This window comes from Saccharophagus degradans 2-40, from assembly GCF_000013665.1.
GTDB lineage: Bacteria > Pseudomonadota > Gammaproteobacteria > Pseudomonadales > Cellvibrionaceae > Saccharophagus > Saccharophagus degradans.
On sequence record NC_007912.1, the window covers coordinates 2,682,072 to 2,703,000 of the forward strand.

General features: G+C 45.5%; 16 protein-coding genes. 1 reads left to right on the forward strand and 15 read right to left on the reverse strand.

The genetic code is table 11. The annotated features are described in order from the left end of the window. Positions 1-50: 50 nt before the first annotated feature. The 12 genes from htpG to sdhC all read right to left on the reverse strand — a co-directional run bounded on the left by htpG (position 51) and on the right by sdhC (position 14,990). Positions 51-1,958: a molecular chaperone HtpG gene (gene htpG, locus SDE_RS11015; protein WP_011468577.1), complete on the reverse strand. Its 1,908-nt coding sequence runs from the start codon at positions 1,956-1,958 to the stop codon at positions 51-53. Between the two features lie 392 nt (positions 1,959-2,350). Next, entirely contained in the window at positions 2,351-2,668 is a 318-nt protein-coding gene (locus tag SDE_RS11020) for a DUF4156 domain-containing protein (protein WP_011468578.1), read from the reverse strand. A 164-nt stretch (positions 2,669-2,832) separates the two neighbouring features. Next, complete coding sequence (locus SDE_RS11025) at positions 2,833-3,387, reverse strand: PEP-CTERM sorting domain-containing protein (RefSeq protein WP_011468579.1); 555 nt, start codon at positions 3,385-3,387, stop codon at positions 2,833-2,835. Between the two features lie 208 nt (positions 3,388-3,595). After that, a complete protein-coding gene (gene sucD, locus SDE_RS11030) occupies positions 3,596-4,468 on the reverse strand; it encodes a succinate--CoA ligase subunit alpha (RefSeq protein ID WP_011468580.1) in 873 nt (290 codons plus the stop codon). Beyond that, positions 4,468-5,634, reverse strand: a complete 1,167-nt coding sequence (sucC, locus tag SDE_RS11035; protein ID WP_011468581.1) for an ADP-forming succinate--CoA ligase subunit beta — start codon at positions 5,632-5,634, stop codon at positions 4,468-4,470. Before sucC ends, sucD begins: the two co-directional genes overlap by 1 nt. Positions 5,635-5,827: 193 nt before the next feature. Then, positions 5,828-7,282, reverse strand: a complete 1,455-nt coding sequence (lpdA, locus tag SDE_RS11040) for a dihydrolipoyl dehydrogenase (protein ID WP_011468582.1) — start codon at positions 7,280-7,282, stop codon at positions 5,828-5,830. A gap of 103 nt (positions 7,283-7,385) precedes the next feature. Further along, a complete protein-coding gene (gene odhB / locus SDE_RS11045; RefSeq protein WP_011468583.1) occupies positions 7,386-8,597 on the reverse strand; it encodes a 2-oxoglutarate dehydrogenase complex dihydrolipoyllysine-residue succinyltransferase in 1,212 nt (403 codons plus the stop codon). A gap of 56 nt (positions 8,598-8,653) precedes the next feature. Next, positions 8,654-11,491 (reverse strand): 2-oxoglutarate dehydrogenase E1 component, encoded by a 2,838-nt coding sequence (locus SDE_RS11050; protein WP_041324605.1) that lies wholly within the window; start codon positions 11,489-11,491, stop codon positions 8,654-8,656. A gap of 243 nt (positions 11,492-11,734) precedes the next feature. Then, positions 11,735-12,439 (reverse strand): succinate dehydrogenase iron-sulfur subunit, encoded by a 705-nt coding sequence (locus SDE_RS11055; RefSeq protein WP_011468585.1) that lies wholly within the window; start codon positions 12,437-12,439, stop codon positions 11,735-11,737. A 38-nt stretch (positions 12,440-12,477) separates the two neighbouring features. Next, positions 12,478-14,250 carry a succinate dehydrogenase flavoprotein subunit gene (gene sdhA / locus SDE_RS11060; RefSeq protein ID WP_011468586.1) on the reverse strand — a complete coding sequence of 591 codons (1,773 nt, stop codon included), beginning with the start codon at positions 14,248-14,250 and terminating at the stop codon, positions 12,478-12,480. Positions 14,251-14,253: 3 nt separating this feature from the next. Further along, a complete protein-coding gene (gene sdhD, locus SDE_RS11065) occupies positions 14,254-14,622 on the reverse strand; it encodes a succinate dehydrogenase, hydrophobic membrane anchor protein (protein ID WP_011468587.1) in 369 nt (122 codons plus the stop codon). Further along, positions 14,616-14,990 (reverse strand): succinate dehydrogenase, cytochrome b556 subunit, encoded by a 375-nt coding sequence (sdhC, locus tag SDE_RS11070; RefSeq protein WP_011468588.1) that lies wholly within the window; start codon positions 14,988-14,990, stop codon positions 14,616-14,618. Before sdhC ends, sdhD begins: the two co-directional genes overlap by 7 nt. Positions 14,991-15,560: 570 nt before the next feature. Between sdhC and gltA the strand changes: the two genes are divergently transcribed. Further along, entirely contained in the window at positions 15,561-16,874 is a 1,314-nt protein-coding gene (gene gltA, locus SDE_RS11075) for a citrate synthase (protein WP_041325673.1), read from the forward strand. A gap of 93 nt (positions 16,875-16,967) precedes the next feature. Here gltA and SDE_RS11080 read toward each other — a convergent pair whose 3' ends face one another. The 3 genes from SDE_RS11080 to SDE_RS11090 all read right to left on the reverse strand — a co-directional run bounded on the left by SDE_RS11080 (position 16,968) and on the right by SDE_RS11090 (position 20,842). After that, positions 16,968-17,693, reverse strand: coding sequence for a transglutaminase-like cysteine peptidase (locus SDE_RS11080; RefSeq protein WP_011468590.1), 726 nt, complete (start codon positions 17,691-17,693; stop codon positions 16,968-16,970). A gap of 424 nt (positions 17,694-18,117) precedes the next feature. Continuing rightward, positions 18,118-19,203, reverse strand: coding sequence for a dTDP-glucose 4,6-dehydratase (gene rfbB, locus SDE_RS11085; protein ID WP_011468591.1), 1,086 nt, complete (start codon positions 19,201-19,203; stop codon positions 18,118-18,120). A gap of 178 nt (positions 19,204-19,381) precedes the next feature. After that, on the reverse strand, positions 19,382-20,842 hold the full coding sequence (locus tag SDE_RS11090; RefSeq protein WP_011468592.1) for an MBL fold metallo-hydrolase RNA specificity domain-containing protein: 1,461 nt from the start codon (positions 20,840-20,842) through the stop codon (positions 19,382-19,384). Positions 20,843-20,929 lie beyond the last annotated feature (87 nt).

Below are 20,929 nucleotides of genomic sequence, written 5' to 3' on the forward strand. Positions count from 1 at the left end.
TAAGACTATAGTCTAACGAATAGGTTACAAGTTAATGATGAGCTAAATTATTAGTTACTTAGCTCTAACAACAACTTATTTAACCGCGACACATAAGCTGCAGGGTCTTTAAGTGAACCTCCTTCCGCTAAGCTCGCCTGATCGAACAAGATGTGTGACAAGTCTTTAAAGCGATCCTCATCTTGCTCTTGATCCAACTTTTGCACCAATGGATGCGTAGGGTTAATTTCAATAATAGGCTTACTTTCTGGCACTGCTTGACCAGCCGCTTCCAATAATCGACGCATTTGCGCGCCCATATCGTGCTCACCTACCACCAAGCAAGCGGGAGATTCTGTTAAACGGTGAGTAATGCGCACCTCTTCAACCTGCTCTGCCAAAGCGGCCTTCATGCGCTCAACAAAGGGCGCCATGGCCTCTTCTACTTTTTCTTGCTCTTTTTTATCTTCTTCTGAATCTAGTTTACCTAGATCCAAAGAGCCTTTACCTACGTCTTGGAATTGCTTGCCATCATATTCCATTAGGTGGCCCATCAACCAATCGTCGATACGATTAGAAAGAAGCAATACCTCGATACCTTTTTTACGGAACACTTCTAAATGCGGACTATTTTTTGCCGTATTGAAGTTTTCAGCAACCACGTAATAAATCTTATCTTGGCCTTCTTTCATGCGCTCAATATATGCATCAAGCGACTGATCTTGCTCGTTGGTATTTTTATGCGTGGTAGCAAAGCGCAGCAATTTAGCGATTTTTTCTTTGTTGGCAAAATCTTCGGCTGGGCCTTCTTTTAATACCTCACCAAATTCTTTCCAGAAGGTTGCGTATTTTTCTGGCTCTTTTTTGGCCATTTTTTCTAGCATATCCAATACGCGCTTGGTTAACGCTGAACGCATACTGTCGATGTTTGGATCTTGCTGCAAAATTTCGCGAGATACGTTTAACGACAAGTCATTCGAGTCAACCACACCTTTAATAAAGCGCAAGTAAAGCGGTAAAAACTGCTCGGCATCATCCATAATAAAAGTGCGTTGTACGTACAATTTAACACCACGCGGCTTCTCACGGTTGTACATATCAAACGGCGCTTTGGAAGGAATATAGATAAGACTGGTGTAATCCAACTTACCTTCTACACGGTTGTGAGACCAGCTTAGGGGGTCGGTATAATCGTGACTTACGTGCTTGTAGAACTCTTTGTACTCTTCGTCAGTAACATCGCTGCGGCTGCGCGCCCACAACGCCTTAGCGGTGTTTATAACTTCGTATTCAACCTCCGCTTTTTCTTCTTTATCTTCGCCAGGAGCAGCCTCTTTTGGCATTTCAACAGGTAGCGAAATATGATCAGAATACTTCTTAATAATTGAACGCAAGCGCCAACCATCAGCAAATTCTTCTTGGTCTTTCTTAAGGTGAAGAATAATCGTTGTGCCGCGTGCAGCCTTCTCAATATTTTCAATAGAGTATTCTGCTTCGCCCTCACTTACCCAACGTACGCCCTCACTCGGCTCGCTGCCGGCTCTGCGGGTGAGCACCTCTACTTTGTCTGCCACGATAAAGGCAGAATAAAAACCTACCCCAAACTGACCAATAAGCTGCGAATCTTTCTTTTGATCGCCAGATAAGTTGGCCATAAACTGAGCCGTACCCGAACGCGCAATGGTACCCAAATTGGCAATTACCTCATCGCGATTCATGCCTATGCCATTGTCAGTAATTGACAAGGTTTTGGCTTCTTTATCAAAGTCGATAGTAATCTTTAGCTCAGAATCTTGCTCAAGTAGTTCTGGCTGCTTAAGCGCCTCAAAACGGAGCTTATCGGCGGCATCGGACGCGTTAGATACAAGCTCACGGAGGAATATCTCTTTGTTGGAGTACAAAGAGTGGATCATCAAATGCAGAAGCTGCTTAGCCTCTGTCTCGAATCCACGCGTTTCTACAGTCGCTTCAGCGGTCATATATTAATCTCCTATCATTACTACGACAGTTATATGCGGTTTAGGGGTTTACCCCGTTTTAAACTATTGAACACAAAGTTTGGGGCGGGCTAAGAGATTTCAAGCCCAGAAAAGAAACGAAGAAAAGTAAGGGCGGCTTATTTCACTTACCCTAACTGAGGCACACCATACGAATATGGTCAGTAGACGGCTTTTTACGAAGAAAGAGCTGGTTTTTTGCAAGAGTGAACACAAAACTGAATGCTGAACTTTCTTGGAGGAAAGGGAAGGATTTGGGTCACCTGACGGGATAGCACGCAGATACAGCGCAATAAAAGCCCCCTAAAGCGCCTTTTAAATATGGAACACTTTACGGGGCCAAGAGCCTTGCTCAGCCCTAAAACGGCTATAAATTACTTCTCGCAGAGGTAAACACTAAACTTCTGAAAGCCATCTTTCGGCGTGCCTTGGGCAACCACTGCATCGCCCCCCATACGAACGGCTTCGTTTTTAGCCAACGCCACTAGCTCATCGGCGATTTTTTTCTCATTGCGGCCAAAAATACCCACACGGTCTTTGACCTGCGCAGATGCACTACCCAGCTCTTTACAGGCCTGCGCTATTCCTGGCTTAATTAAAGAAACCTGCTCCGCCCCACTTATAGGCTTTACCCAGGAGCAAGCGCATAACGCCACAACTGACCCAACAACAATGATTTTTGCGCCTTTCATAATACCCCCTATTGAATGTTAAAAACGACCAGTAGCGTAGCAAACAATTTATTACGCCACTATGGTCAGCCACACAGATTTAATCTTTCCTCTCCCCCCCCAAAACCGCAAACACAAAAAAAGCCTCTAGAAGAGGCTTTTTGAGGATTAAGTAGGGCTTGGGTCTATTTAAGACGTAACACACGACTTGCTACCAAGCCAGCAACACCTACCATTAACAAAAACAACGTTCCCGGCTCTGGCACATTCGCTGACTCAAAACCTGTAACATGGCTAATGCGACCAAAATTAAATCGCAAATTTTGCCCGACAAGCATGTCGGTAAAATTTACTGCAGCCCAATCCAAGCTACCTAAATTTTCGAACAAATAAGTATCATCAGCATCACTGCGCCCGACACCAAGCTTAATTATAAAAAAGTCAGATGCCTCATAGCCGGCAATAGTCGCCAAATCATAAGCATGTAACTCAGATGCATCATCGATTTGCAACCAACCGCTTTCACTAGGCGAATCGTCTTTAAACGTTAAATCGACTGAATCAACCCCTAGCTGCGAAGCAACCCAAGCACTAATTGTCGCGTCACCGCTGTTAGGGCTATCGAAACTCGCTATCAGCCTATCCTCTACGCCAACATCGTCCATTAAAACTGCATTGGCGGAAGCAGAAACAATCAGTAAACAAAACGCCACGCAAAGAGAATCAAACAACTTAACCACGATTTTACCCTTAAAAAATCAAAATAATTCAGAGACGGTATTCAAGCAATTTCTAAGCCATTAAAATATAGCCTTAATATTCAATAACTTAGCAAGCACCGCTCAATCTCCACTGGGAACCATGTAAATATTATCGGCACCCCAATATGCATACTAGGTACAAAAAAGGGCTCCGAAGAGCCCTTTTTACGCTTTATTGAAACTTGGCTTACCAGCCAGTAATTTCTTTAAGCGCATTACCGATTTCAGCCAAGCTGCGAACGGTTTTAACACCTGCGTCTTCTAATGCAGCGAATTTCTCGTCGGCAGTACCTTTACCACCAGAAATAATCGCACCAGCGTGACCCATACGCTTACCAGCAGGAGCAGTTACACCAGCAATGTAAGATACAACAGGCTTAGTTACGTTAGCTTTGATGTATGCAGCAGCTTCTTCTTCTGCAGTACCACCAATTTCACCAATCATAACAATCGCTTCGGTTTTCTCGTCTTTTTCGAACATTTCTAAAATGTCGATAAAGTTAGAACCAGGAATTGGGTCACCACCAATACCAACACAGGTAGACTGACCAAAACCGAAATCGGTAGTTTGTTTAACAGCTTCGTAAGTCAAAGTACCAGAACGCGATACGATACCTACTTTACCTGGCAAGTGAATGTGACCAGGCATGATGCCTATTTTACATTCACCAGGAGTGATCACACCTGGACAGTTAGGACCAATTAAACGTACGCCTAACTCGTCACATTTAACTTTAGCTTCAAGCATATCTAAAGTAGGAATGCCTTCAGTAATACAAACTACCAACTTAACGCCACTGTGAGCAGCTTCTAAGATAGAGTCTTTACAGAAAGGAGCTGGTACATAGATTACAGATGCATCAGCACCGGTAGCTTCTACAGCTTCAGCCATAGTGTTGAACACTGGCAAACCTAGGTGAGTTTGACCACCTTTACCAGGAGTCACACCACCAACCATTTGCGTGCCGTATTCAATAGCTTGCTGAGAGTGGAAAGTACCTTGTGAACCGGTAAAACCCTGACAGAGGACTTTAGTATCTTTGTTAATTAAAACGCTCATTATTTGCCCTCCGCAGCTTTAACAACTTGTACTGCAGCATCAGTTAAGCTTTCTGCAGCAATAATGTTTAGGCCACTATCTGCCAACACTTTTGCACCCAATTCTGCGTTGTTACCTTCTAAACGAACAACAACAGGAACCTTAACACCAACCTCTTCCACTGCGCCGATTACACCTTCTGCAATCAGGTCACAACGAACAATACCGCCAAAGATGTTAATTAAAACAGCTTTTACGTTGTCGTCAGAAAGAATAATTTTGAATGCTTCAACAACGCGCTCTTTAGTTGCGCCGCCGCCTACGTCTAGGAAGTTTGCAGGTTGGCCACCGTGTAATTTCACGATATCCATAGTACCCATTGCCAAACCAGCACCGTTAACCATACAGCCGATGTTGCCATCTAGTGCTACGTAGTTAAGTTCCCATTTAGCTGCATGCGCTTCACGCTCGTCTTCTTGTGAAGGATCGTGCATTTCTTTAAGCGCAGGCTGACGGTACATTGCGTTGCCGTCGATAGCTACTTTAGCGTCTAGGCAGTGCAAGTTACCTTCATCAGTAATAACCAATGGGTTGATTTCTAAAAGAGCCAAGTCTTTATCAACAAACATTTTCGCCAAACCTAAAAAGATTTGGGTGAATTGCTTGATTTGAACTGGGTTTAAGCCCAATTTAAAACCTAATTCGCGAGCTTGATATGGCTGTGCGCCAGTCAAAGGATCGATAATCGCTTTTAAGATTTTTTCTGGAGTTTCTTCAGCAACTTTTTCAATCTCTACGCCGCCTTCAGTAGACGCCATAAAAATTACGCGACGAGTAGAACGGTCTACAACTGCACCCAAGTACAATTCGTCAGCGATATCGGTGCAGCTTTCAACCAAAATACGGCTAACTGGCTGACCATTTTCATCTGTTTGATAAGTAATTAAGTTATTACCTAACCACTTTTTAGCGAACTCTTCGATTTCTGCTTTGCTAGAAACCAATTTAACGCCGCCCGCTTTACCGCGACCACCAGCGTGAACCTGAGCTTTAACAACCCACTTATCACCACCAATAATGTCTGCAGCTGCTGCCGCTTCTGCAGGAGTTTCTGCAGCTATGCCTTTAGATACTGGCAAACCATATTCAGCAAAAAGCTGTTTGCCTTGATATTCATGTAAATTCATTGTGATCGTCCGTATGTTGGTTCGACTGACAATTTAAGGATCACGCAATTAAAACCTTGCGCTCGGTTTTTGCACACTTAAGTAAGTTGCAGAGTTAAATCGCCTAGTAATTATTGTCGCGCTCTGCCAAGTCCATCTGTATACCAATTCGCCCAGCAATGCTGGGCGAATAGAAGTATTCCCTTGCTATTTTCTACTTGCGTTTTTTACGGTTAGGCATGTGGATAGCATGACCATGTACCGCTAACGCAGCTTCTTTAACAGCTTCAGAGAAAGTTGGGTGACCGAATACAGTCATACCAATATCTTCTGATGTAGCGCCAAACTCCATAGCAATTGCTACTTGCTGTACAAGGTCTGCCGCGTTCGGGCCAACAATGTGACAACCCAATACGCGATCGGTATCAGCGTGAGCAATCATTTTAACCATACCTTCTGCGCAATCGGCTGCAACAGCGCGACCAATTGCCAAGAATGGGAAAGTACCTACTTCGTAAGCTTCGCCATCTGCTTTTAATTGCTCTTCAGTTTTACCAACTGAAGCAATTTCTGGGTGGGTATAAATTACGTTAGGAATAATGTCGTAGTTCATTACGGTTTTTTGGCCAGCAATGCGCTCTGCAACCATCACACCTTCTTCAGAACCTTTGTGAGCCAACATTGGGCCACGTACAACGTCACCAACAGCCCAAACGCCTGGCGCGCTAGTAGAGCACAAATCGTTAACGTAAATAGAACCGCGCTCATCCAACTTAACGCCGCTGTCTTCAGACAACAAGCCGTCAGTGAACGGACGACGACCAACACAAACAATCAACTTATCGAAAGTTTCTTTCGCTTCGTTGCCGTCTTTATCGGTGTAAGTAACGATAACTTCTTTTTTGCCCTTAGCTTCTACAACTTCGGTGCCAGTTACACGACAGCTTAGACGGATATCTAAACCTTGTTTAACCAAAATTTTCTTCGCTTCGGTAGCAATCTGCTGATCCATCATAGCCAAGAAACTATCCATGGCTTCTAAACAAACCACTTTAGAGCCCAAACGACCCCAAACACTACCTAGCTCAAGACCAATTACACCAGCACCAATTACACCTAAACGCTCAGGTACAGCTTGGAATTCCAATGCGCCAGTTGAATCAACAATTACATCGCCATCTGCTGGTGCAACAGGAATGTTTACAGGGATAGAACCAGAAGCAAGAATTACGTTCTCTGCTTCTAACACTTCTTCTTTACCGTCTAATGCAACGTATTGCACTTTGCGGCCAGCAAGTAATTTACCTGTTCCGTACAAAGAAGTAACTTTGTTAGCTTGGAACAAACCAGTAATACCGCCAGACATCTGCTTAACAATTTTATCTTTACGTGCAATCATTGAAGGCACGTCAATTTCAACGTTAGGCGCTTTAATACCGTGAGATGCAAAACCTTTGTGCGCATCTTCGTAGCGATGAGAGCTATCCAACAACGCTTTTGAAGGTATACAACCTACGTTTAGACAAGTACCGCCGTTCACACCCTTGCCGTCTTTATCTTTCCATTTTTCAATACAGGCTGTTTTCAAACCCAATTGCGCACAGCGAATAGCTGCCACGTAGCCCGCAGGACCAGAACCAATAACGATAACGTCATATTTGTTGGACATAGGATAAACCCCGAAAATACAAAACTTTTGATTTGAGTGTTATTAACACTAATGGTCGAATGTTAACGCTATGCGACACGCCCTAAAGCGTGTCGCATTTTGCTTAAACCTCTAACAACATACGTGCAGGGTCTTCTAGCAGGTCCTTAATGGTAACCAAGAACTGAACCGCTTCTTTACCGTCAATGATCCGGTGATCGTAAGAAAGCGCCAAGTACATCATTGGCAACACTTTCACTTCACCGTTAACAGCCATTGGGCGCTCTTGGATTTTGTGCATACCCAAAATTGCCGCTTGTGGTGGGTTCAAGATAGGCGTTGAAAGTAAAGAACCGAAAACACCACCGTTAGTAATAGTGAAAGTACCACCGGTCATTTCTTCAATACCCAACTTACCATCGCGAGCACGCAAACCGAAATCGCGAATACCGTTTTCGATTTCAGCAATGCTCAAGTTTTCTGCGTTGCGCAAAACAGGTACAACCAAACCTTTATCGGTAGACACTGCACAACCCACATCTTGATAACCGTGGTAAACCATGTCGTTACCGTCGATTGATGCGTTAACAGCAGGGAAACGACGCAATGCTTCAACAGCAGCTTTTACGAAAAAGCCCATGAAGCCTAAACGTGAACCGTTGTGGGTTTTCTCAAACAAATCTTTGTATTGTTTACGCAGATTCATAACAGGCGCCATATTCACTTCGTTAAACGTAGTCAACATTGCGGTATTGTTATTGGCATCCAACAAACGCTCTGCAATACGTGCACGCAAACGAGTCATTGGTACACGCTTTTCTTCACGCAAACCAGTTGGCGCTACAGCGCCGGTAGATGCAGGAGCAGCAGCTTTTGGCGCGGCAGCTGGTGCAGGTGCTGCAGCAGCGGCAGGCTTGTAACCAGCTACGTCTTCTTTAGTGATACGGCCATCTTTACCAGTGCCCTTCACTAACGCTAAATCGATGCCCTTTTCTGCAGCGAGTTTACGCGCAGCAGGTGCAGCAATAACGTCTTCAGATGCTTCGCTAGCAGCTGGAGCGGCTTCGGCAGCAGCTGGAGCAGGCGCAGAACCTGCAGCGCCAGCTACGAATTTAGCGATAACTTCACCGCTTAAAATAATTTCGCCTTCACCTTTAATGATTTCAGCGATAGAACCGTCAGCCGGTGCAACTACTTCGAGCACCACCTTATCAGTTTCAATATCAACAATAAGCTCATCACGTGAACAGGCTTCACCTGGCTGCTTGTGCCAAGTTGCCACAGTACCGTCTTGAACAGACTCCGGAAAAGTGGGTGCTTTAATTTCTATGGTCATTCCAACTGTGTCCTTTGGTTAAGGCTCGTTTAACAAGTAGTGCTATTAAGTGCGACTTAAACGGAAGTGTCCAATGCCGCGTTGATGAACTTATTCTGTTCTTCCAAGTGGGTGCTCATGTAACCCGCTGCAGGTGCAGAAGAAGATGCCCGACCAACGTAACGCAACTCTGCGTCTTCGTTAACTCGTTCTACAACTCTGCGCATGCGGTGCTGGCTAGAGTACCAAGCGCCTTGGTTTTGCGGCTCTTCCTGACACCACACTACATCCACCAAACCAGGGTATTTTGCTAGCTCAACGCGCAGCGCCTCTTCGGGGAATGGGTAAAGTTGCTCAATGCGAATTAATGCAACGTCTTTCTCTTCACGCTCTTCGCGAGCCTCGAAAAGATGGTAATAAACCTTACCGCTACACAAAATTACACGTTTGGCTTCTTCTGGCTTAACAACGTCATCGCCAATTACTGTTTTAAAGCTACCTTCAGCTAGCTCTTCTAACGTAGACGTTGCCAACTTGTGACGAAGAATCCATTTCGGGCTCATCACAACAAGTGGTCTGCGCATTGGGCGAATAGCCTGACGGCGGATCATGTGATAAACCTGCGCAGGCGTGGTAGGGATACACACTTGAATGTTGTGCTCTGCACACAATTGCATAAAGCGCTCTAAACGTGCTGAAGAGTGCTCTGGCCCCTGCCCTTCGTAACCATGTGGCAATAGCATAGTTAAGCCACACAAACGCTGCCACTTGTGCTCGCCACTTGTAATAAATTGGTCAATAACAACTTGAGCGCCGTTGGCGAAATCACCGAACTGAGCCTCCCAAATAACCAAACCTTTTGGCGAAGTAGTCGCGTAACCGTATTCGAACGCCAGCACCGCTTCTTCAGATAATAACGAATCGTAAATATCTAACGGCGCTTGATCTTCTGAAATATTCGCTAACGGAATGTAAGCTTCACCAGTTTTTTGGTTATGCACAACAGCATGGCGATGCGAGAAAGTACCACGACCAACATCTTGCCCCGTTAAACGAATTTTATGGCCTTCTTTCAACAAGGTAGCGTAAGCCAGAGTTTCGGCCATGCCCCAGTTAATTGGCAAGGCACCGCCCGCCATTTTGCGACGGTCGTCGTAGATTTTCGCTACCTGACGCTGTACCTGAACACCATCTGGCACATGGCTAGTTTGCTCTGCCAACGACTGCAATTCTTTGATTGGATACGTAGTATCTGCAGGTGTATTCCAGTCGTGACCAATATAAGGCGACCAGTTTACAAACAGCGAAGAATCCGGCTCGCTTACCAAACCACGCGCTACGTGCTCGCCTCTATCCAAAGCAGCACGATAATCGTTAGTCATCTGGTCCGCTTCGTCTTGAGTAACCACACCAGCGTTAACAAGCTGCTCTGCATACACAGTGCGAGTAGTTTTGTGCGAACGAATAGCCTTGTACATTAACGGCTGAGTAGATGAAGGCTCATCGGTTTCGTTGTGGCCACGACGGCGATAACAAACCAAATCAATAACCACATCTTTCTTAAATTCGTTGCGGTAATCTGCTGCCAATTGAGTAACGTAAACAACCGCTTCTGGGTCGTCACCGTTAACGTGGAAGATCGGTGTTTCGATCATTTTTGCCACGTCGGTACAGTAAGCTGTAGAGCGTGCGTCGTCTGCACGGCTAGTAGTGAAACCTACTTGGTTGTTAATTACCAAGTGCACAGTACCGCCAGTTTTGTATGCGCGGGTTTGTGACATTTGGAATGTTTCCATCACAACGCCCTGACCAGCAAACGCAGCATCACCATGTACTACAACAGGCACTACGGTGTGGCCGTCTTTGTCGCCGCGGCGATCTTGACGTGCACGTACAGACCCCTCAACCACTGGAGATACAATTTCCAAGTGAGATGGGTTAAACGCCAACGCAAGGTGCATTTCGCCACCAGGAGTCATTACGTTTGACGAGAAACCTTGGTGATACTTAACGTCACCAGAGGTATCTACTAGCTTCTTACCTTCAAACTCATCAAACAAATCAGATGGGTTTTTACCAAGAATGTTCACCAGCGCATTTAAGCGGCCACGGTGAGCCATACCCAATACCATTTCTTTGGCACCGTATTCGCCAACACGACGAATTAACGCATCAAGCAATGGAATGAAGCTTTCGCCCCCTTCCAAACCAAAGCGCTTTGTACCTGGGTATTTGCTATCTAAATGACGCTCTAAGCCTTCGGCTGCAGTCAAACGACGCAAGATATTGCGCTTAGCTTTAGGGCCGAAATCTGGCTGAGAACGCGAACGCTCTAAGCGGTTTAACAACCAGCGACGCTCTTCGTAGTTAGTAATGTGCATAACTTCTGCGCCAATGTTGCCGCAGTAAGTTTTTTCTAGGTCTGCAATGATGTCTTTCAGCTTGGCTTCTTTGTAGCCAAATGCGAGGTCACCGGTTTGGAATACAGAATCTAAATCGGCTGTATTCAAGCGGTGAAAGCCCAAGTCTAAATCAACAGGGTTTTTAACTGCGCGTAGATTTAGCGGATCGATATTGGCTTTTTGATGACCGCTTAAGCGGTAGGCATTTACCAACTGAACAACTTCTACCTGCTTGCGCTCGTGGGCAATATCGCCACTACCAGCACCGGGCACAATTATTGGACGCGCGCGGTTTTTACCGAGCAGCTCGAAATACTTAATGATTTCGGAATGGTTTACATCTTCGCTAGCGCTGCCGTTAACACGGGGTAACTTATCGAAGTAGTCGCGCCACTCTTCCGAAACGGAATGAGGGTCTGACAGATAGGATTCGTACTGATCTTCTACATATGCGGCGTTACCTCCAGATAGATGCGAGGTTTTCCACAATAACTCCATGATACTTTCTTGCATTTCGCCCACCGTATGACAGGGCATGTTTCGGAACAGCACAAAATACCAACAAGTATTTTATTGCCGCTCTTTAACCCTGCTATTCGCAATGACGCCCCTGTACAAAATAGTTTGACAGAGGCTTAATTTAACTTTGGCCACCCTTGTGAGGCGGCCACACCACATAATTTACTAAGCTAGTAGCTTATTGCCTGTTTTTCAGGTCTTACTTGCTTTTGCGGGTAACTGGCGCATTGTCCAGACTTAGGTACCTCGCTGCAAGAGCATATTGCGAATATGTCCAATTGCACGCGTTGGATTTAAGCCTTTTGGACATACGTCCACACAATTTTGAATGCCATGACAACGGAATACGCTGAAAGGGTCATCCAAATTAGACAAGCGGTCGTCGGTAGCCGTATCGCGGCTATCTGCCAAAAAGCGATAAGCCTGCAACAAGCCAGCTGGGCCAATAAATTTATCTGGGTTCCACCAGAAAGATGGGCAGCTAGTAGAGCAACAAGCGCACAAGATGCACTCATATAAACCATCTAACTTTTCACGATCTTCTGGCGACTGCAAACGCTCAATAGCGGGTGCAGGCGTGTTGTTTTGCAAATAAGGCTCAATTTTGCGGTATTGCTCATAAAACTGAGCCATGTCTACCACCAAATCGCGCACTACTGGCAAGCCTGGCAATGGGCGCAATACTAACTTGCCCTTTTTTACACACTCAGACAGAGGTGTAATGCACGCCAAGCCGTTTTTACCAGCAATGTTCATACCGTCAGACCCACACACACCTTCACGGCACGAGCGACGGTAAGCTAGGCTAGGATCTTGAGATTTCAATAACTCAAGCACATCCAGAACCATCAAGTCTTTGCCTTGCGTGTCCACATCGTAGGACTTCATGTAAGGCTCTTTGTCTGTTTCTGGGTTGTAGCGATAAACTTCTACTTTCAGCATTTTCTCTGCTCTCTATACAATTCGATGCCGGCGAAAACCTAGTAAGTACGAGCTTTTGGCTCGAAGGCTTCCATCGTTTTGGGCGAAAAGTTAACTGCGCGCTTGCCTACACGTTTTTCCCCTGGGAAATACATGGAGTGACACAACCATTCTTTATCATCACGCTCTTGGAAATCATCACGAGCGTGCGCACCGCGAGATTCTTTACGAACTTCTGCGGCAATTGCAGTGGCTTCAGCAACTTCAAACAGGTTTTGCAGCTCAAGCGCTTCAATACGAGCAGTGTTAAACGCGTTGCTCTTATCTTCTAGCGCTACGTTAGCAATGCGCTCACGCATTTCTGCCAACTTAGCAATACCTACTTCCATCATGTCGCCGCGACGGAATACACCGAAGTGGTTCTGCATAATACCCTGCATTTCTGTGCGAAGCGCAGGCGCAGACTCACCGCCAGTAGAGTTATTTACTTTGTTCAAACGAGACATCGCTGCATCCATATCGGTTGCACTTGGGTCGCGCAACTCAATACCTTCACGTAGAGATTTCTCGATAAACAACCCAGATGCACGACCAAATACAACAAGATCTAGCAACGAGTTACCGCCCAAACGGTTAGCGCCGTGTACAGATACACAAGCCACTTCACCACAAGCGTACAAACCTTCAACCACTTGATCATTGCCGTTAGCATCTTGAGTAAGCGCTTGGCCGTGAACGTTAGTTGGAATACCACCCATCATATAGTGACAAGTAGGCACTACAGGGATTGGGTCTTTAATTGGGTCAACATGCGCAAATGTACGCGAAAGCTCCAAAATACCAGGCAACTTAGCGTTTAGCGTGTCTGCGCCCAAATGGTCTAGCTTCAAGAACACGTGATCGGCATTTTCGCCGCAACCACGCCCTTCTAGAATTTCAAGAACCATAGAGCGAGCTACAACGTCACGACCAGCAAGGTCTTTTGCGTTAGGAGCATAACGCTCCATAAAGCGCTCGCCGTCTTTGTTTACTAAGTAGCCACCTTCACCGCGACACCCCTCTGTAACAAGCACACCTGCACCGTGAATACCGGTTGGGTGGAACTGCCACATTTCGATATCTTGCACCGGTACGCCAGCGCGCAACGCCATACCAACACCGTCACCAGTATTGATGTGAGCGTTAGTGGTAGATGCGAAAATACGCCCTGCACCACCAGTAGCCAACACAGTCGCTTTAGACTTAATAAATACGGTTTCACCGTCTTCCATATTGATTGCGATAACGCCGCATACAGCGCCATCTTGGTTTTTAACCAAATCAACCGCAAACCACTCGTTTAGGAAAACAGTGTTATTTTTAACATTACCTTGATACAAGGTGTGCAACAAAGCGTGACCAGTACGGTCTGCTGCTGCACAAGTACGCGCTGCCTGACCGCCGCGACCAAAGTCTTTAGATTGGCCACCAAATGGGCGCTGATAAATACGGCCATTCTCAGTACGAGAGAAAGGCAAACCCATGTGCTCGAGTTCAAACACAGCTTCTGGGCCCACAGAGCACATATACTCAATTGCGTCCTGGTCACCAATGTAGTCCGACCCTTTTACGGTGTCGTACATGTGCCAGCGCCAATCATCTTGCGGGTCGGCACTTGCAATAGCGCAAGTAATACCGCCCTGAGCGGATACAGTATGCGAGCGAGTTGGAAATACTTTAGTTACAACCGCAGTTTTAAAACCGGATTGCGCCATTTGCAACGCAGCGCGCATACCCGCACCGCCGCCGCCAATAACAATACCGTCGAATGTAATGGTTCTCATATTAGCCATTAATTAAAATCCCCACAGAATTTGAACGCCCCAAACCAAATAGGCGAACGTAATAATTGCGTAAACAGACAACGCCACAGTGCGAAGAAATAACGCAGACGAGCCAATCATTCGAGTAGTAATATAATCAGTTAATACGCCCCACAGGCCAATCCAGCCGTGTGCAGCAATTGAAATAAGCACCAATAAAGTAAAGATGCGCACCCATAACTGCTGAAACAACCCAGACCATTCTTCATAGGTCAAACCAGGGTGCATCACCAAATAGGCAACAATAAAAATAGTGTAAGCAGCTAAAACTACTGCTGAAAAGCGCTGTGCAACCCAATCGGATAAACCACTGCGACCAAAACTTGTTACGGCAGTTACCATACCCATATCCCCATTAACACGATAAGTACAACGGACAACGCGACTGCAATCTTTGCACCCAACTTGCCACCTTCTTTTGATTCACCGATACCTAGATCCATGATCAAATGACGCACACCAGCTACCAAGTGATAAGCCAATGCGGCCAACACAGCGATTAGAGCAATTTTTACAAATGGTTGCGCTAAACAATCTTTAAGCTGATTGAAACTTTCTTCAGAAGCGAGGCTCAAATCTAACATCCAAATTAAACCAAGGATGCCAGCAAGTAACACCACACCTGTTACACGGTGGGTAATGGATACCAAAGCAGTTATAGGTAACCGCATGGTAGAAATATCAAGATTGACTGGACGGTTTTTATTCACGGTTTTTTACACCTTGCATTCCGGGGTTGGCAGGTAAGTTTTGCCGCAACGTCACCCTCTAGTTAAATAAAAAAGAAACATAACGCGTTTACTTTCTATTAATTAAGCGAGCGAAGAAACAACAATTTAGACGCCTCGAGGACAAAGTTGCACTTTTGGTGCTAATTGACTCGAACGCCTCTAAAAACGCGGCGAATTATAGAGACGGCTGGCGCAAATTACAAACACTCTTAGGCTCCTGCACACAAATTGGCCTACCCAATTGATATAATGCGCACCAAACTGGTTAACCAAAATAATATCGCCCAGTTTGGGTGCATAAGTGTGCACTTCTTATACAGTAAAGCAGAAATATTTTACTTTGCTTAGGTTTAAGCTACACCCTGAAGGCAAAATGTCTCTATAATTAGCGCGCCGATTCTTTTGGGGTTGGCCTACCATATTGATTTTACGTCCTTGGGGCCCAATTATAGTGTCACCCCTTTTGCCAATGCTGTAGCCCCAAAAGCGCTACACTCAATGGCAGATGTAATTTCTTACAATTTATTCATTTTGTTACAGGAGTCCGTAATGACTGATAAGAAAGCAACCCTTACGGTCGACGGTTTGGACGATTCCATTGAGCTGCCCGTATACTCCGGCAGCGTCGGGCCAGACGTAATTGACGTTCGAGCCCTTACCGGCAAAGGTTATTTCACCTACGACCCCGGTTTCGTATCTACCGCTTCTTGTGAATCGAAGATCACATATATTGATGGCGACAAAGGTGTATTAATGCACCGTGGTTACCCCATCGAAACTCTCGCGGAAAAATCAGACTACTTAGAGACGTGCTATTTACTTTTGCACGGAGAACTTCCTTCCGCAGCAGAATACGAAGAATTTAAAGGCATAATCACACACCACACTATGGTGCATGAGTCTATCGCCCGCTTCTTCCGTGGTTTCCACTACGATTCACACCCAATGGCGATGATGTGCGGAATAGTGGGTGCTTTATCCGCTTTCTATCACGATTCATTAGACATCTCTAACCCAGAGCACCGCTTAATCTCGGCGCACCGTCTAATAGCCAAAATGCCTACCTTAGCGGCCATGTGCTACAAGCACTCGCAAGGCCAACCTTTCATGTACCCAGACAACAACTTGGGCTACGCAGAAAACTTCCTGCACATGATGTTTGGCACTCCTTGTGACGACCCTAAAGTAAACCCTGTTATTGCTCGCGCAATGGATCGCATCTTCTTATTGCATGCCGATCACGAGCAAAACGCGTCTACTTCTACCGTTCGCTTGGCAGGCTCTTCTGGTGCTAACCCGTTTGCTTGTATCGCTGCTGGTATCGCAACCCTTTGGGGCCCTGCGCACGGTGGTGCTAACGAAGCCGTACTTAGCATGCTAGAAGAAATTGGCGACGAGAAAAACATCGACGCTTACGTAGCAAAAGCGAAAGACAAAAACGATCCATTCCGCCTAATGGGCTTTGGTCACCGCGTTTACAAAAACTTTGACCCACGCGCCAAAGTTATGAAAGAAACCTGTGACGAAGTATTAACCGAATTAGGTTTAGAAAACGATCCGTTGCTTAAAATTGCTAAGCGCCTAGAGCAAATTGCATTAGAAGACGAGTACTTCATCCAGAAGAAACTCTACCCTAACGTAGACTTCTACTCAGGCATCATCATGAAGGCTATTGGTATTCCAACAGATATGTTCACTGTTATTTTCGCAACAGGTCGTACTGTAGGCTGGATTGCTCACTGGCACGAAATGATCTCGGAAGGCTTTAAAATTGGTCGTCCGCGTCAGCTTTATACTGGCTCTGTATTACGCGAATTTGAAGAGCGTGATTCGCGCCCAAAGGCTAATCCGGCCAAATTCTAAGCCGGTGGACGTCTTTACTATAAAAGCCGCTAATTAGCGGCTTTTTTTATGTTTCAAATAATTTGTACCGCAAACACGCTTCACTTACCGCCCTCACCGCTCAGCCTCACCATTCAACTCTTGCAGTAAACGCTCATTTACCCCCTTCCATTGCGGTAAGCTTTTTTGGCTATCTGCATTCAATTTTTTACCTCTGGCCTTAGCTAGCCAAATACTTTCGCCATTAAAGCTATAAATTGGCAACAAATCGTCGCGCTGCGAAGCAGGCAAAATGGTTTTATTTATATTATCCAATATTAATGGCTCTGCATCTGGCTGCGGGTAGTATGCAAGTACCATATGCGCCTGATTATACGTTAGGGATTTTACATACGTGATACGCAGCTTTTCATTGTCTACCTTGGTTTGCAGCAAGGTAAAATATTTACCAATAGAAAAGTCTTCGCAGTCGCCACCATTGCTCGCTAGCGTTTCCACCGGTGTGGCCCAGTAATCTTCTTGCCCCCAGTGCACTAAATCCGACAACCACTGCACCCTGTTAAAAAACTCGTTCGCCTGTGCAAGCTTTGCGGCTTCCTCAATACTGGGCAAACCACCGCTTTCCATTAGAGCAGTCCAGTCATTCAACCTTGCAACAGCGCTATCGCCATACTTTTTAGCAATACTATCTAACAGCTTTGGGGAAAGCTGTATGGGCCTATCCTGTTCTGCTTGCGCCTGCGTCACTGCAGCACAACCCAACAAACACCACGCAGCAGCAAAACGCATAAGGCACGTAAACAGGCAGCGTAAACTAAACTGATAACTAACTGGCCCCATTTAACAACTTGCCCCTGCCTAGCGAATTAGATAGCACATTTGATGGAATGTAAGAATAAACATTAGTTTAAGTATAGACGCCAACAGCACATATCGCGGGCACAAAAAAAGCGGCCCAGGCCGCTCAGACTGATGACAAACCTGACTTAGGTAACACAGCGAGTAAATTCTTAGGGTGAAAGATCAAAAATGCTCAATTCATGCTTCGCCATGGATGGCGATGTTAGAGCAACGCAGGAGCAGTTGCCGAGACGAATTGAGCAAGTTATAGGGACATTTTCATACGTTTTTTGAGCTTTCACCCTAAGAATTTGCGGATTTAGAATGATCAAGCTCTTCGCAGAAATAATAGAGGGGTTTATCAATAAACTGAGCGGCCTAGGCCGCTTTTTCACACTTGCCCAATCAGACTCTTCCGGCACAGCTAAAAACTGCGATAAGAGCCATCCAACACACTGCGCCACCACGAGTCGTTATCCAAATACCAGCGCAAAGTACGCTCAATACCCGATTCAAACGTCTCTTGAGGGGCATAGCCCAGCTCGCGCATGGCTTTAGATGCATCCACAGCGTAGCGACGATCATGCCCTGGCCTATCTTCTACATACTGAATAAGCGAATGCGCTTTACCGGCAATCACACTCTTTGCGGTTGGGTATTTAGCAGCCAAGCTAGCATCCGCGTTAAACATTTGCTCAAGCTTGCTGCCAATTAGCTTAACAATATTGATGTTGGCCCATTCGTTATTCGCACCTAAATTATAGCTTTGGCCACTTGCACCCTTATTTAAAACCAAATCTATACCTAGGCAATGATCATTAACACTAAGCCAATCGCGAATTTGTAAACCATCCCCATACACTGGCAAGGGTTTATCTAGCAATAAGTTTAGAATTAACAGCGGAATAAGTTTTTCTGGGAATTGAAAAGGCCCATAGTTATTCGAGCAATGGCTAGTTGTAACATTCAAACCATAAGTGTGATGATATACGCGAACTAAATGATCTGAAGCAGCCTTGCTGGCAGAATATGGTGAGCTTGGTGCATACACACTACTCTCTTTAAATGCAGGCTGCGACGCGCCTAAAGAACCGTACACCTCATCTGTAGATACGTGGTGAAAGCGGTGCTCACATTGATTATTACCATCTGTAAGCCACACATTTTTTGCAGCTTTTAATAAACTATGCGTACCCACTACGTTAGTTTCTATAAATAGATCTGGGCCAGTAATAGATCTATCCACGTGAGACTCTGCAGCGAAATTAACAATAGCGTTTATTTCATACTTTTTTAGCAACACTTCAATAGCCGCAGTATTACAAATATTTTCGCGCACAAACACAAAATTTGAATTTGCTTGCGCCGCAAATAAATTAGCTTTATTACCTGCGTAAGTAAGGGCATCCACCACTACAATTTTAGCTTGCGGGTATTTAGCTAACCAATAATGTACAAAATTGGCCCCAATAAAACCTGCACCACCAGTTACTAAAATATTATTGAGCACTTTTTATTTACCCTGCTTAACACCCAAACTGAATACATAGTTGCAACATGGATCTACACCGTTACTATATATCTACTACACAGTTACTACACAGCAACTACATAAGCGCTACAACCTGCAATTAGTTTAGCACGCCAACCAACCTACCGATTATATGCCCACAATATAAAAATGCTCACTAGGGAATAACAACCTTTAACGGCTTAGCCGCATTTTTTGCCAGCTCTAATAACTTTGTTTTTAATACGCGTTTCGCTTTAGCATCGCCATGCACAATACGAATTTGGCTTGGCCAGTGGCGCATTCGTTTAACAAAATTGATCAGGTCTTTTTGATCTGCATGGGCACTGTAGCCGCTTATGGTGAATACCTGCGCGTTAATATCTATGCGTTTGCTGTCTATATCTACCCAGCCACTCTTGCCACCTTGCTCGTCTTGTCGGCTATTTAAATTATTAGAGCCATAGCGTTGGATGGAGTGACCATAGGTGCCGCGGGCTTGATAGCCCACAAACAACACCGCGTGGCGAGGGTTGGCGAGCATGGCCTTTAGGTAATTGAGTATACGGCCGCCATTGGCCATTCCACTGGCAGCCAATACCACCGCTGGGCGGCTAGATTTGGCAAGGTAACTTACGGTACTTAGGTGCTCCTTGTGGGAATCTACCGTATACAAGTTATCAAAACTTAGTGGATGCCGCCCCGCCGCCAGTCTTTTATGAGCCTCAGCATCCCAATAGGGCTTTAGCTGCTTATATACCTCGGTGAACTTGGCCGCGAGGGGTGAATCTACTATTACTTCAAGGCCTTGCCAGCGCTCGTCCCCCTTGGTTATAAGCTCTTCTAGCTCGTAGAGCAGCTCTTGGGTTCTGCCAATACTAAACGCAGGTACCATCACTGTACCGCCATTTGCAATAGCATGCTCTATAGCGGCTTTTAAACGTTTTTTACGGCCTTTTCTATCGTCGTGCAACTTATCGCCGTAGGTGCTCTCTATTACCAGAGTATCTGCTTTGTAGGGCGAGCGTGGTGCTGGTAATAATGGCGCATAGGGCGCACCTAAATCGCCAGAGAACACCGCCCTGTGGGCGTAATCATCCCCTTTTACATCTAACTCCACATAAGCAGAACCCAATATATGCCCCGCACGCTGCAGCTTTAACTTAACCTGTAAACCGTCTTCTGCATCCAGTGCTTGCCATGTACCGTAAGGTAGCGGTTTTAGCTGTTTATCCACTTGTTTTAAGAAGTTTTTTATTAAGGTTTTATCCCGAGTAAACCCTATTTTTAGCGCATCTTCTATTACGAGTGGCAGCAATTTAGCCGATGGGTAACTACAATAAATTGGCCCCTTAAAACCAGCCGCCATTAAGTAAGGCAACCGACCAATATGATCGATATGAACATGCGTAACAATTAACGCTTTAACGTGAGTCAAATCAAACTCTATTTGATGCTTTTGCAATACAGAATCACCACCAGAGCCACCCTCACCGCCCAGCTCATCCCCTTGGAACAAACCGCAGTCAATTAAGTAATGGCAATTTTCAGAAGCAATCAAGCGGTGGCAGCTGCCGGTAACACCGTCAACAGCACCATGGTGAATAAATTGGGGAAACTTAGATTTTGAAGAAGACATATACATTCCTTGTTAATTTGAATCAGCTAGACCAGCTGCCCGCCCTATCCTTAGGGCTAAAAAAATAAGATTCGGTGGGCAATGCCC